13 protein-coding genes are annotated in these 14,455 nt (G+C 30.1%); 10 read left to right on the top strand and 3 right to left on the bottom strand.

Translation table 11 applies throughout. The annotated features are described in order from the left end of the window. Positions 1 to 89 precede the first annotated feature (89 nt). The 4 genes from Q4Q35_RS15390 to Q4Q35_RS15375 are packed head-to-tail and all read left to right on the top strand — an operon-like array spanning position 90 to position 3,789. Positions 90 to 1,109, top strand: a complete 1,020-nt coding sequence (locus Q4Q35_RS15390) for a glycosyltransferase family 2 protein (RefSeq protein WP_303278894.1) — start codon at positions 90 to 92, stop codon at positions 1,107 to 1,109. After that, on the top strand, positions 1,106 to 2,128 hold the full coding sequence (locus Q4Q35_RS15385) for a glycosyltransferase family 2 protein (protein ID WP_303278893.1): 1,023 nt from the start codon (positions 1,106 to 1,108) through the stop codon (positions 2,126 to 2,128). The genes Q4Q35_RS15390 and Q4Q35_RS15385 overlap by 4 nt, the downstream gene beginning before the upstream one ends. Before the next feature lie 31 nt (positions 2,129 to 2,159). After that, on the top strand, positions 2,160 to 3,125 hold the full coding sequence (locus Q4Q35_RS15380; protein WP_303278892.1) for an ATP-grasp domain-containing protein: 966 nt from the start codon (positions 2,160 to 2,162) through the stop codon (positions 3,123 to 3,125). Continuing rightward, positions 3,118 to 3,789, top strand: a complete 672-nt coding sequence (locus Q4Q35_RS15375) for an HAD family hydrolase (RefSeq protein WP_303278891.1) — start codon at positions 3,118 to 3,120, stop codon at positions 3,787 to 3,789. The genes Q4Q35_RS15380 and Q4Q35_RS15375 overlap by 8 nt, the downstream gene beginning before the upstream one ends. A gap of 130 nt (positions 3,790 to 3,919) precedes the next feature. On the opposite strand, the gene Q4Q35_RS15370 is transcribed toward Q4Q35_RS15375, so the two are convergent. Then, positions 3,920 to 5,041, bottom strand: coding sequence for a hypothetical protein (locus Q4Q35_RS15370; protein ID WP_303278890.1), 1,122 nt, complete (start codon positions 5,039 to 5,041; stop codon positions 3,920 to 3,922). Positions 5,042 to 5,453: 412 nt separating this feature from the next. Here Q4Q35_RS15370 and Q4Q35_RS15365 point away from each other — a divergent pair, with 412 nt between their 5' ends. From Q4Q35_RS15365 to Q4Q35_RS15350, 4 genes are all read left to right on the top strand, one after another. Beyond that, complete coding sequence (locus Q4Q35_RS15365) at positions 5,454 to 6,560, top strand: sugar-transfer associated ATP-grasp domain-containing protein (protein WP_303278889.1); 1,107 nt, start codon at positions 5,454 to 5,456, stop codon at positions 6,558 to 6,560. A 38-nt stretch (positions 6,561 to 6,598) separates the two neighbouring features. Then, positions 6,599 to 6,937 (top strand): hypothetical protein, encoded by a 339-nt coding sequence (locus tag Q4Q35_RS15360; protein WP_303278888.1) that lies wholly within the window; start codon positions 6,599 to 6,601, stop codon positions 6,935 to 6,937. Positions 6,938 to 7,002: 65 nt separating this feature from the next. Next, complete coding sequence (locus Q4Q35_RS15355) at positions 7,003 to 8,025, top strand: HTTM domain-containing protein (protein WP_303278887.1); 1,023 nt, start codon at positions 7,003 to 7,005, stop codon at positions 8,023 to 8,025. Between the two features lie 21 nt (positions 8,026 to 8,046). Continuing rightward, positions 8,047 to 9,177: a carboxylate--amine ligase gene (locus Q4Q35_RS15350; protein WP_303278886.1), complete on the top strand. Its 1,131-nt coding sequence runs from the start codon at positions 8,047 to 8,049 to the stop codon at positions 9,175 to 9,177. Between the two features lie 140 nt (positions 9,178 to 9,317). On the opposite strand, the gene Q4Q35_RS15345 is transcribed toward Q4Q35_RS15350, so the two are convergent. After that, positions 9,318 to 10,625, bottom strand: a complete 1,308-nt coding sequence (locus Q4Q35_RS15345) for a phenylacetate--CoA ligase family protein (protein ID WP_303278885.1) — start codon at positions 10,623 to 10,625, stop codon at positions 9,318 to 9,320. A gap of 258 nt (positions 10,626 to 10,883) precedes the next feature. On the opposite strand from Q4Q35_RS15345, the gene Q4Q35_RS15340 reads away from it, so the two are divergent. Next, positions 10,884 to 11,897, top strand: coding sequence for a threonine aldolase family protein (locus Q4Q35_RS15340; RefSeq protein WP_303278884.1), 1,014 nt, complete (start codon positions 10,884 to 10,886; stop codon positions 11,895 to 11,897). Positions 11,898 to 11,899: 2 nt separating this feature from the next. On the opposite strand, the gene Q4Q35_RS15335 is transcribed toward Q4Q35_RS15340, so the two are convergent. Next, positions 11,900 to 12,223: a YbaB/EbfC family nucleoid-associated protein gene (locus tag Q4Q35_RS15335; protein WP_303278883.1), complete on the bottom strand. Its 324-nt coding sequence runs from the start codon at positions 12,221 to 12,223 to the stop codon at positions 11,900 to 11,902. Between the two features lie 75 nt (positions 12,224 to 12,298). On the opposite strand from Q4Q35_RS15335, the gene Q4Q35_RS15330 reads away from it, so the two are divergent. Beyond that, complete coding sequence (locus Q4Q35_RS15330; RefSeq protein WP_303278882.1) at positions 12,299 to 14,437, top strand: S9 family peptidase; 2,139 nt, start codon at positions 12,299 to 12,301, stop codon at positions 14,435 to 14,437. Positions 14,438 to 14,455: the final 18 nt, after the last annotated feature.

Raw genomic sequence — 14,455 nt, 5'->3', positions numbered from 1 at the left:
TTTAAAGACATATTTTGAACCTTAACGATTAAGTTTAATATTGAGTTTTATTAAATCTATTTTTATAGAGACAAGAACAACTCAACTAAATGAAATTAAGTATATTAATTCCAATGTATAATGCTAACAAGTATATTGGGAATTGTCTCGATAGCTTATTGAATCAGGATATCTCTAAAGATGAATATGAAATTATTGTTATGGACGATGGGTCAACCGATAATTCGGTCGAATTGGTAAAAAAATATCAATTAAAAAGCTCGAATATAATTTTGCATGAAGAAGAAAATGTAGGGACTTATTCAACAAGAAATAAATTATTCAAATTAGCCAAAGGCAAATATATATACAATATTGATGCAGATGATTATATTGTACATAATTCATTGGGGGCTTTGTTAAAAATTGCATTTCAAAATGACGTAGATGTTTTAGGGTTTGGAACTTTAGAAACCATAGAATTGGATTTGTTAGGTTTTGATAATAAACTAACAGTTTCTGATACAATGTCTGGAATGAAATTTTTGAAAGATTATAGATATTTAAGACATGAAATATGGTGGTATTTTGTTAAAACGACTTTTATAAAAAGTAATGGACTCTGGTTTGATGCTAATGAATATTTTGGAGATACTACTTTTACATTAAAGCTTTTATCACTAACCAAAAAAATGATTTATGTGCAAGAGTCTATACATAGATACGTGCAAACGACTGACTCTATAATGAGGAACAAAGATTTAAGCAAAAGAAAGAAACAAATAGAGAATATGTTTATATCAATTTATGATTATAGTAAGTTTATAAATAATATTCAATTTAAAAACGGTAGCCAGAAAAAAGCCATCATGGATAACTTAATGTTTCGTAGAGATGCATTGACTTTTTTTACTTTGTTAAAGATGATTAGACTTAATCTAAACACAAAAAAGATAAAAGAGCAGATTAAGGCATTAAAAGCAGTTCAGGCTTACCCTATAACAAACTTTTTGGGAAAAGAACATAATTCATTGCATTATAAAATACTAACCAAAATATTAAATAATGAATTTATCCTATATAAATTAGCGACATTGTTTAATGTTCTTAAGATCAAGCTTTACAGATGAAATTAAGTGTTATAATTCCTGTTTATAATGTTGAAAAGTATATTCGAACATGTCTGGATAGTATTTTAAATCAAGGGCTTGAGCCTTCTGATTATGAGATTATTTTAATAAATGATGGTTCAAAAGACAATTCGGTATCAATCATAAAAACGTATTTAGAGAATTGTCCTAATATGGCGCTTTATAATCAAAAAAACAAAGGATTAGGAGCCACTAGAAATGAAGGAATTAAACTTGCTAAAGGCGATTATATTTATTTTATAGATTCGGATGATTACCTGGCAAAAAATGTTTTAAAAACTATTTTATTACATGGATACAAATACGATTTGGATGTTATAACATTTAATTCGACAGTAACACCTCTATTTGATCTGGATGAATCAAATACAAATAACGATGAGGCGTTTTCTTTAAATACAATGCATGGAATCGATTATATAGGTCATGTAGGTTTTAGAAATGAAGCGTGGTGGTATATTATTAAGAGAGGCTATTTGAGTGAGATAGGCATTACATTTGTTGAAGGACGTTTTTTAGAGGATGCCATTTTTACGGCGTCTTTATTAATTAAATCGAAAACAATAGCTCATATACCAATTGACGCTCATAGATATTTTAAAAGGGAAAACTCGATTATGACTAGCAAGTCTTCCAGTAATAAATTAAAAATGATTTATGATATGGAAGATGTAGTTATTAAATACAAGCCTTTAATTGAAAGTATTCCTGTTACTGTTGAAAACAAATTATGTATTGAAAGATTAAAATCCAGACAGCAATCCTACGTATTTTTTATGATGGTGAGAATATTGAAATCTACAATAAAATTAGCTGAAATTAAAGTAATAATTAACAATATTGCTAAAATAAAAGTGTATCCTTTGAAATCTTTTATAGGAAAAGATTATAATGGAATCGTTTACTTACTAATCACAAACTTTTTTAATGTTAAGTATTTATATTATTTAGCTTTTTTATTAATAAACCCATTTTACAGGATAAAGAAATTTTTGTAAATTATTTAATGTTAATTACTAACCACATAAAATGACTAATATTTTAATAACTTCTGCGGGAAGAAGAGTTTCATTAGTTAAAGCATTTAAAAATGAATTAACGAAAATTGATTCGTCAGGAAAGGTATTTGTAGTAGATGCATCACCCGATATTTCTGCAGCAAGCCAAATATCTGATAAGGCATTCAAGATTTGTGAAATTGAAAACCCTGATTATATAGCCTCTTTATTAAAAATAAGCATTGAAAACAATATAAACTTAATAATCCCTACTATAGATACTGAGCTTTTAGTATTGGCAAAGAATGAAGTGAAATTCTCGGAGTTAGATATTCAATTAGTAGTATCAAGTCAGGATTTTATTAATAAATGTAATAATAAGTTAAAGACTCAAAGTTTATTCGATCAGTTAAATGTGCAAATCCCAAAAGTTTATTCAAAAGATAATTATAAACTACCAATATTTATTAAACCAATAGAGGGTAGTAGTAGTAATGAAAACTATGTTATCAAGAATAAAAATCAGATATCCAAATATCATGAAGAGGATGATTCGTTTTGTTTTTTTGAATACTTGGATCATGATGTTTATAACGAATATACTTGTGATTTGTATTATGATAAAGATAGTATCCTAAAATGTGTTATACCAAGAAAACGAATTGAAACTAGGGGAGGAGAAATTAGTAAGGGCGTTACGAGAAAGAATGAAATAAAAACTTTAATTGAAACTAATTTCAGTTTTTTAGAAGGAGCTAGAGGATGCTTAACGGTTCAATTATTTATACATAAAACACATCGGACTATTTTTGGTATTGAGATTAACCCAAGGTTTGGGGGTGGTTTTCCGTTATCTTATTTAGCTGGTGGTAACTACCCTAAATGGATTATTCAGGAGTATATTTTAAACGAAGCGCTGCATTATTATGATGATTGGGAAGAAAACTTGCTTATGCTTAGATATGATGACGAAATATTAGTTCATAATTATGAATGATAAAAAAATAATCGTTTTTGATTTAGATGATACGCTTTATAATGAAGTTGATTTTTTAAAATCTGCTTTTATCGAAATATCAAGTATAGTTACTAGTAACTCTGATGTTGAAAGTATAACTGTTTATAATAGCATGCTAAACTATTTTTATAATGGTGAGAATGTTTTTGAAGCGATAATCAATGATTATAAATGCTTGCTAAGCATAAAAGAATTACTAAATATATACAGAAACCATAAACCAAACATAAAACTGTCTGATGATAGAATAAATGTATTGAATCAATTAAAAAGTAATAGCAATATTGCAGGCTTAGGCTTATTAACAGATGGTAGGAGCATACAACAACGTAATAAAATAAAAGCTTTAGGGCTTAGTACGTGGATTTCCGAAATTGTGATATCTGAAGAATTTGGTAGTGAAAAACCAAATATGAATAACTATAAATATTTCGAACGAGCTTTAGGAGAAGCTCATTACTATTATGTTGGTGATAATATTAAAAAAGATTTTGTAACTCCCAACCAACTTAATTGGACTACAATTTGTCTGGTCGATAATGGCTCAAACATACATAAACAAGATAAGACATTAGTAACCAAAGAATATTTAGCTAAGCACACTATTATTGAATTCTCTGATTTGTTAAGGATCATCGATTAGTATTAGTTTCGAATTCATATTGACTTTTTCTATTTCATTAAATAAAATCAAGATGATTTCAATAGTAAAAGCCAGAGAATTTTTGTTTTCTCTGGCTTTTACAATTTTATATTATTTAATATTGAATAGGCTATTGTTCACAAACCACAATATGTCCAATCACATATATATCACCAGATAAATTAGGTGTTATGGTATATTGTCCTGGAGCGACAGTGTCTTCTCCTTTTTTAGTCGGATAGCTGTTTTTTCCAGCATAGGTGTGGGTTTCACTTACTGTATAAGCGTCATCTATGTTATATGTTACGGTTACTTCTCCATTATCATATTTAACATCCGCAGTACCAACTAGAGCTCCTTTGTCAGTATCACATTGTCCGGCACCAGCGTAAATATCATACGTATATTCTCCCTCAGAAAGAGGCCCTATAGTCCATCCCCATCTGTTGAAACCGTCTTCTATGAAGCAAGTAGAGTCATTATCACTGTTCCCTTTTGCGAATGCAGTTTCGCAACCCCCTTCTCCTTCTTCTTCACATTCAAAATTGAAATTGAAATCAAATATCCATAAACGTTCGCCAGAATCATTAGTTAACCAACCCCATGTGCTTAATCCATCTTTAGTCGGGTCTGAGTCGTCAAATAAACCTGCTCCAGGACCAACTAAAACACCTAAGTGAGGTGTATTAAGATCATTTGGATCTGGACGTTGTTCAACACCAAAAGTACCTTCTTCTAAACAGTCTCCTCCTGAAGCTGTAATGGTACTTTTTGATGAATCAATCACATAATAGTATAAGTCTTCTTTGACTACATTAGTACAATCATTGGGTTCATCTTTAAATGACCCACCGTCAGCACTAAAAGTGACCCAATCTTTTTTGTCTTTTAACCAGACATCAACTTCAACCACACAACTACCTAAAACGGTAGCCCCCTTAATACTAGCAGTCCCATCATCGTAAGTCGTAAAAGTCATATGATGATCATCGGTTGATCCGAAATATCCATTGTTCCAGTCAGTTGGGTGGCTAGGCCACCAAAAATTTCCTGAGGGTTGGACTCCGTCACATCTATTTAAGTCAATAACTTTACATTCACTTAAAGCTTTAGGCTCTTTTTCTTTGTCTCTTTTGTCAGAACTTATATTTTCGTCCCCGAACACAGCATTTTCTGTGTTATCTAACTTTTCAGTTTGGCAGGATACAAAAAACAAGCTGATTCCTAATAAAATAGTAATTTGTTTTTTCATGAATAAAATTTATTAAGTTAGTAAGTATTTGAATAACAGCAATTATTAATCATAAAAATAATAGAGAAAACTTGTTAGGCATTAAATTTTAGGCTAAACCCTTAATAATTCGATGAATAGGTGGAAATCATATTTCCCCGTTGTATATAATCTGGGATGAATTGACAAAAAATAGCCTGTACAATTACTATAAAAGAATACACTAGATATATGAAATGTGAGGGTTGTAACTTTTAAGAATAGATGTGGTACAAGGATTTATTATTGTAAGTTTAATGATGGCTGGTTTTTGCCTTTAGCCTTAATATAATTATTGTGCTTCATCTAGCAAATAAATATTTTAAACGATTAAGTTTTATTAATCATATAGTTTACATTAAGATTGATGTATAAAATTAAAAACATTGCTTCAATGTCAATATACCACTTCTTTAAGAGGTTATTCTTAAGCTTTATAATAAAGACCAAAGCAAGTTTATTACGCTTTAATTTAATAGCACATTACAGGAATAAGATTAGAGGAATAAATAAGGTTAACGAAGTACCATACTTAGATAAAAATCAAAAAAAAGAGATTGAACAATATTATAAAAAACAGGGGTATCGTGTAAAGTTATATTGGCATCAGTTTTTTATAGCATCAAATAAGCATTTTTCTGTTAAGTACATTCCCGATGATATTTTTCATGCATTTGTAGCAGCTCGTTTAAATGAGTCTAAACAATGGCCGTCACTTTTGGATAAAAACCTATCGGAAGTTTTGTTCAAGGGATATAAACAACCTCAAAGCGTTGTAAAGAATATAAATGGATTTTATTATACTGATGGCGAATTGGTTAGTAAAAAAACAGCCATGGAAATATGTGTGGAAACATCTGAAAAACTAGTAATTAAACCATCGATAGAGTCGGGAGGGGGTAGGCAGGTAATCGATTTTAATATTAGCGGTTCTGTTACAACATACAAAGATTTGTCTATGGATAAACTTTTAAGATTATTTAATAAAGACTTTATTATTCAAAGAGTGGTAAGTCAGAATAAACAATTAAAGCTACTCAATGCAAGTTCTTTGAATACCTTAAGAATAATGAGTTATTTAAAAGATAACCAAGTCTATATATTGTCGACAATTTTAAGAATAGGCAAATCTGGCAAGTTTACAGATAATAACTCTAGTGGGGGTATGGTGTGTGGCATAGATGATAAAGGATGTTTGAAAGAATATGGTTACTACGGGACTGGAAAACGGGTAAATAAGACAGAGTCAGGTTTTGTTTTAAAAGGTTTTGGTATTCCTTCACATAATAAGGTTTTGTCTATAGTTAAAGAATTACATAAAAAAGTGCCTTATTTTAAAATTATTTCTTGGGATATTGCTGTTGATGAAGATAGTGATCCGGTTTTAATAGAATATAATACGTATAAACAAGATATTAGGATTCATCAACTGGCAAACGGCCCTGTTTTTGAGACGGTTTTAAGTGAGTTTTTAGAAATAGGTAGGGGTATGGATTTTTGAATTAAGTATGATAAATTTATAATAATATCTTAAGCAGTATGAAAATTAGATATTTTTTGGGCATTACATTCTTACTATTCCAGGTGCTATTAATCATTTATGCTCGTTTTGTTCCCGAACGCTTTTTTTGTTGGGCTCCTTATGACCAACATACTCAAATGGAGGTTGAAGTAGTCATTAACAATAAAAAGCTAACCAAAAAAGAAATACAAGAGCGATACCATTATAGATCTATTGGATGGGAGAAAAGATCTATAAATAATGTGTTTGATATCATTAAACAATATGAGTCCACTTACGGCTTAAACGATAATGCAAAAGTAGTAGTTAAATATTCTATAAATGGACAAAAACAGCAAATATGGACTTTAAAGTAATTACCTCGTCTCCCTTTTTTCCGTTAGGGTTTGTAAATACTAGTATGAGGCCAAACGTGCTCTTAATGTGTAAACTAGTTTTTTTGTTATTGGTTTTTCATGGTTTCTATGCCATTATAAATGATCCCTATATCCCTTTTATTTCTTATCTGGACAAGTTTAATGATTTTCCAAATGTTTATAAAAATACGCTAAGAACTCTATTTTTTACTTCAGGAATATTTATGCTTTTTAATTTTAAGGTTAGATATATGTCCTTTGTTTTAGGGTTAACGATTGCTTTTGTATTATTAGCATCTAAGCCTAATTTTGCAAACCATTATTTCATTTGTGCCTGTATATTAATATTGGCAAGTCTTATTGATAAAAAACAAACACCATGGCTATTATTTATGCAAATTAGTATACTATATTTTGGTGCTGCAATTAATAAAATGCTTCAAGTAGACTGGTGGAATGGACAATTTATGCATAATTGGCTTGCAAATGCAAGAGAAACCCATGTATATATATACATGTCGGATCTGCTACCCGAAATGTGGCTTGCAAAGCTATTATCATGGGTAGCTATGCTTGTTGAAATAAGCATTGCAGTACTTGTCTTGTTTAAGAAAAAACATCGTTTAGTTACATGGATGATATTATTGTTTCATACTTTTTTATATACGCTAACAGCATTTAGGTTTGGTCATTTTTATGAAGATATATTAATAATTCTATTAATTTTTATTAATCATATACCAGGAATCATTCGAGTAAGTTTTAATAAGTTAAAAGAACCTTTTGTCACAAAACTTTTTAGTTTTTTGAATTTCAATGATACATTTAGCTTTGAGAATAGAGTTTTAAAAAATAATAAATGGCTTGAAGTTGAAATTAAAAACACAACAGTTTCAAATTGGGATGCATTAAGGTTATTTCTTTTATATAACACTAATTTCTATATCTTTCTGTTTTTATTAGATTTGCTAATAAGATATTTGTTCAATGGTTTTTTAATGAATTTCATTCATATTTCTTTAATCTGGATAACTATTTTATTCTTTCTTCCGTTATTGCTGAAAAAACGAAAAGGTCAGCTGATTTGAGTAATATATAAATAGCTAAAAATGAAAAAGCAAAAAAAAGCCATATTAATTCCGGACGGAGAGAGTCATATTCTATTATATGTTATTAATTGCCTTGCTCAGGTGAAAAACCTGAAAATTTATGTTATGTCCAATAAAAAGCATAACCCTATGCGTTATTCCAGACATATAAAGGGGTTTTCGTATTATGAACAAACAAGTTCTGATTTAGATTGGATTTATAATATAAACAAAGAAGTAGAAAAACATGATATAGATGTTATAATGCCCATTTTTGAAACTGGTATAAGAATACTCATAGAGCATAAAACTAAGGTGTTACATCAGGATAGATTGGGATTATTACCTTCTTTAGCTGATTTTGATACAGCCATAAATAAAGGATTTTTATCTGAGCATCTGGAAGAAAATAGAATTCCAGGACCTAAGAGTGTAATTGTAGCATCAAATACCGAGTTAGATAGAGTAGATGCCTTAAGCTTTCCTGTAATTATAAAGCCTATGGAAGGGTTTGGAGGAGGACAGGGCATTAGTATATTCAATAGTAAAGAAGACTTAAAAAAGCATTTTACCAGCCATAATTTTAATTATATAAACATTATACAGGAGTATATTGAAGGTTATGATATAGATTGCAGTGTACTATGCAAAAACGGTGAAATTTTGGCTTCTACAATTCAAAAAGGTAATATGATAGGTAAAAGCCAATTTACACCTCAATTTGGATTACTCTTTTTATATGAAGAAGCATTATATCAGGTTGTAGAAAGGCTTATGAAATCTCTTAACTGGAGTGGTGTTGCTCATATTGATATGAGATATAATCAAAACACCAAACAATTCAATATTATTGAGGTTAATACGCGATTTTGGGTGTCTTTAGATGCATCATTAATAGCAGGAGTAAACTTTCCTCATTTATATTCTTTGTCTAGTATAGGTAGTGTGTTCCCTAAACCAGAATACAAATTTGTAGAGTACTTAAACTTAAAAGGGTTAGTGAGGAAAATAAAACAAAACATAACGTTTCTTTTTAAAGTAAAATTTATACTAAACAATACCCCTTTGAAATTTGCTTTATTAGACCCATTACCTATGGTTTATAAGTATATTACAAGAACGAGGAATATTTTAATATCAAGATTTAGATAATGCTTTTAATGATATATGATATGATGTTATTGCAAAATAAAACAACCAACTAAAAATACCAACAAACTTAACAGCAACCCTAGCAATAAAATACCATTGGTATAGATGGAAACCGTGAAGAAGTATTTTTTTAACATAAATTAAGAGTTGTAATTGTTAACTACCTTTTTTCGCTTTCCGGAAGCAAGTAAAGGTATTTCATCTACATATGTAATCGTTACTTTAGCATCATTTCCAAAATCACTCTTAATACTTTCGATCAGCTCCTCTTCGTATGGAAATGTGTCAAATACATTTAGTTTTATTTCATATTCTTTTTCATCTTGTTGAATAAATTGATATTGTTTTAGCAGTTTATAATGCTTGTAGAATTTAGTATAGACTACAAAAGATGAGACGATGTTCCCTTTTGTGTCATAAATTAGATCCATTTTGCGGCCTTCAATTTTTTCAAATTTAGTTTGGCCATTTTCAAGCACCATCAATTTGGCAATATCACCAGTGTCATATCTGATAATAGGCATGCTATAGTTAAACAAATCGGTAATCACAATTCTTCCAAATTCTCCAGGTTTTACTGGTTTGTCTTTGTCTAGGTCTAACAACTCCACATGATAACTAGCATGATTTATTACAAAATGCTCGGTTGAATTACTTGTCTGCTGTGCTATAATTCCAACTTCTTCACTTGAATACCTTGATAAGACAGGAGTGTTGAAGTGTTTGCTCAATGATGTTTTTGTATAATAATTCAGGTATTCAGAATTAGCTATAACAGAATTAATATTTAAGTCACTGAGGTTTAAATTATTTCTATCCAAATATTGGCATATTTGCTCATAAGAAGATGCAAACCCGAGGATATTCTTTTCTTGTTTTGATCTTTTAAGCAAATTTATAAAACTTAAAATTCTGGAATCTGTCAGTTTGGAAATGTCAAACTGTATAACATTTTGCAACCAGGATTTAAAACGTCCTTTTTTGTTATGTGCTCTCCATACTTCCAGTTCGTATAACCTGTTTCCAATTTTAAAATTTGATTGACCAGAAAAGTATAAAACATCAGCTGTATTTCTGTTTCTTTTATTTTTATTCTGAAAAAGAAAAAATGGAATACCCGTAGAACCACTTGTAGATACTTTATAATTTTGTTTTTTAGTATATGGAATCGATTGGAAATCCTTAAAGTTTTCCTGAATAACCGTTTTTCTTATAACAGGAAACACATTAATATCAGTTACGTTTTTATAATCAAAATAAAAAGGGGTTGATTGCGCAGCATGTATTAATAAACCTTCTAAGTGCTTTTTTCTAATTTTTAAAGCATCAGAGCTATTAGGGTTACTAAGAATATATGAGATTTCACCCAAATGATGTTTAATATTTCCTCCTTTTAAGAAATCTATTAACCAAAAAGATTTATTTCTCAAATAATTGAGCAAGTTCATAAAATAAATTTTCTGAATATTAAATTTTGAGGGATAGTTCAAATATAGTATTCCAATATCATTGTCTAATATTTATAAGTTATAATGCTGATTTTAAACGATATTATGAAAATTAGGACTTAAAAATAGGGTGGGGGTTTTAGATCTAGTTTGCGGAGATTCCTTTAAAAATAAGAAATTAAAACACGGAAAATAAACGACTATAAGTTTTATATTTGTGATTGTTGAATCCATATACGTACAGCTTAATATATTTTAATGAGAATTGACCTAAGAAGCGACACAGTTACAAAACCGACCAAAGAGATGCTTGATGCTATGATGCAAGCTAGAATTGGTGACGATGTTTTTAGAGAAGACCCAACAGTTAATGAACTGGAATGTCGTGTTGCAGATATGTTTGGAAAAAGTGATGCTTTGTTTTTCCCTAGTGGAACCATGGCAAATCAAACTGCGTTAAAACTACATACAAACCCGGGAGATCAGGTCATTTGTGATAAGTATTCCCATATTTATAATTATGAGTCTGGTGGCGCATCTTTTAATAGTGGTGTTTCTTGTAAACTAATGGATGGTAATAGGGGAATGTTTAAGGCAGAACAAGTATTAGAAGCCATAAACCCAGAAGCTTATTATTATAGTCAAACTAGTTTAGTAGAAATAGAAAATACCACAAATAAAGGAGGAGGAGCCTGTTGGGATTTAGAAGAGATTAAAAAAATAAGAACCATTTGCGATGAAAACAATCTTGGGTTTCATTTAGATGGAGCACGCATATGGAATGGCTTAGTAGCCAAAAATGAAACAACAGTACAGTATGGTAAACTTTTCGATACCATTTCTGTATGTCTAAGTAAGGGTTTGGGGTGTCCGGTAGGGTCGGTTTTGGTAGGAAATGCTGAAATTATGAAACAGGCTATTCGAATAAGAAAGATTTTTGGTGGTAATATGCGTCAAGCCGGTTATTTAGCAGCTGCAGGGTTGTATGCTTTAGATAATCATATTGAAAGGTTGGTCGAAGACCATAGAAAAGCCCAAGAGATAGGAGAGGAGCTTACTGGGCTATCTATTGTAAAAGCTGTTGAACCTGTTGAAACTAACATTGTTATTTTTGAGTTGAACTCAGATGTAAATGAAAATGCATATATACAAAAGTTAGCAAATAAAGACATTCATATAATTAGCATGGGAAACAATAAACTACGAATGGTCACACATTTAGATTATACAAGTGCTATGCATGATAAGTTATTAAGTACGTTACGTAACTAATCTTATTTAAACATATCCATTCCGGGGATATTAGGCATGCCCTCTTTAGCAGTAGCAGCTAACTCTGCCTCGTTTATCTTTGTCGCTTTTTCAATAGCTTTGTTAAGGGTAAGAATAAGATAATCTTCCAGCTGCTCTTTATCTTCCAGTAATTCATCATCAATTTTAATAGATTTAATGGATCTGTTAGCTGTAAGTGTCACCTTAAGTTTATCGTCACTACTGGCCTCATCAACTAAAACAGTATCTAAGCGTTTTTTAGTTTCTTCAACTTTTTTCTGAGCTTCTTTAAGTTTGCCCATCATATTCATCATATCTCCAAACATAAGTTTTTATATAGAATTATTTAATACAAAAATATTAAAATAATTAAGGTAAATTTATCCAACTAAACATATTAAATGAAAAATCAAGTTATTATTTTATTCTTAAGCATTATTTTTGCGCTTTCCTGTAAAGAAAATCTACAAATGACACAAAAAATAACTGCTCCTAAATCACCTAAAGCCAAGAAGATTTCAAAAAAACTTAGTATTCATAATGATACACGTATTGATAATTATTATTGGTTAAATGATAAAGAAAACCCTGAAGTTATAGCATACTTAAATGCTGAAAACGATTATACAAAAAGTATGATGCAGCATACAGAAACCTTTCAAAAAGAACTCTTTGAGGAAATGAAAGGCAGAATAAAAGAAGACGACATCACAGTACCTTACAAGCTTAATGGCTATTGGTACTTAACACGTTATGAAAAAGGCAAGGATTACCCAATTTATGTTCGAAAAAAAGAACATTTAGATGCTACCGAAGAAATTTTGTTTAATTGTAATGACATGGCTAAAGACCATGCTTATTTTAATTTAGGAAGTATAGCTATAAGTCCAGATAACACATTAGCAGCATTTTCTACAGATACTGTTAGCAGAAGACAATATACCATTCAAATTAAAAATTTGATTACAGGTGAAATATATCCAGATAAGATTTTAAATACAGCAGGAACTGCCACATGGGCTAATGATAATAAGACCTTATTTTATTCCACTAAAGATAGCGTTACGTTACGTTCGCATAAAATTTTAAAGCATAAATTACATACAGATGCAAAAACAGATGTTGAAGTTTTTTATGAAGAAGATGAAACCTATAACACGTTTGTATATAAAACAAAATCTAAAAAGTATATAATCATTGGGTCTATAAGTACTTTAACCACAGAGTACAGGGTTTTAAATGCAGACACGCCAGATGATAAATTTAAAGTTTTTCAAGAACGTACTCATAAGTTAGATTATAATATTTCTCATTTTGAAGATCATTTTTATATAATAACCAATAGTGATGGAGCAACAAATTTTAAATTACTTAAAACTCCCGAAGCAACTACTCAAAAAGAACATTGGAAAGAAGTTATTCCACATAGAGAAGATGTTTTATTAGAAGATATCGAGATTTTTAAAGATTATTTAGTGGTAAATGAACGTGAAAACGGACTCAATAATTTACGAATTATAAATTGGGATGGAAATGAAGATTATTATCTACCATTTGATTCGGAAACTTATACCGTGTATATTGGTAATAACCCCGATTTTGATAATGATGTATTGCGTTACGGTTTTAATTCTTTAACATCTCCAAGTTCTGTAATTGATTATAATTTAAAAACTAAACAGAAAGAGATTAAGAAAGAACAAACCGTATTAGGAGGTAAATTCGATAAAAACAATTATGAATCTAAACGAATTTGGGCAACAGCCAGAGATGGAGTAAAAATACCTATTTCTTTAGTTTATAAAAAAGGAGTTAAATTAGATGGAACAAACCCGTTGTTACAATATGCTTATGGTTCTTATGGTTCAACTATCGATCCGTCATTTTCAAGCATTCGTTTAAGTTTATTAGATAGAGGTTTTGTTTATGCCATTGCCCATATACGTGGCGGAGAGTATTTAGGAAGAGATTGGTACGAAAATGGAAAATTACTCACTAAATTAAATACATTTCACGATTTTATAGATTGTTCAAAACACTTAATAGAACAAAAATACACATCAAACAAACATTTATATGCTTATGGAGGTTCAGCTGGAGGTCTTTTAATGGGGGGTATTATAAATATGAATCCAGAGCTCTATAACGGTATTTTAGCGGCAGTACCTTTTGTCGATGTCGTTACAACGATGCTGGATGATAGTATACCGTTAACAACAGGAGAATACGATGAATGGGGAAACCCAAATGAATTAGAGTATTATAATTATATGAAATCATATTCTCCTTATGATAATGTAGAAGCTAAAAACTACCCTAACATGTTGGTTACTACAGGACTGTATGATTCGCAAGTACAATATTGGGAACCGACAAAATGGGTTGCTAAACTAAGAGAACTGAAAATAGATACTAATAAATTGTTATTGCATACAGACATGGATTCCGGTCATGGAGGTGCTTCTGGACGATTTGAAAGTTTAAAAGAATCTGCCTTGGAATACGCCTTTTTATTAGATTTAGAAGGAATTTATAGGTAATACAAAAAAATATTTTAT

Source organism: Flavivirga aquimarina (genome assembly GCF_030540835.1).
Classification (GTDB): domain Bacteria; phylum Bacteroidota; class Bacteroidia; order Flavobacteriales; family Flavobacteriaceae; genus Flavivirga; species Flavivirga aquimarina.
The sequence above is the reverse complement of the archived record's forward strand: the minus strand, read 5'-3'. Positions and strand labels throughout refer to the sequence as shown.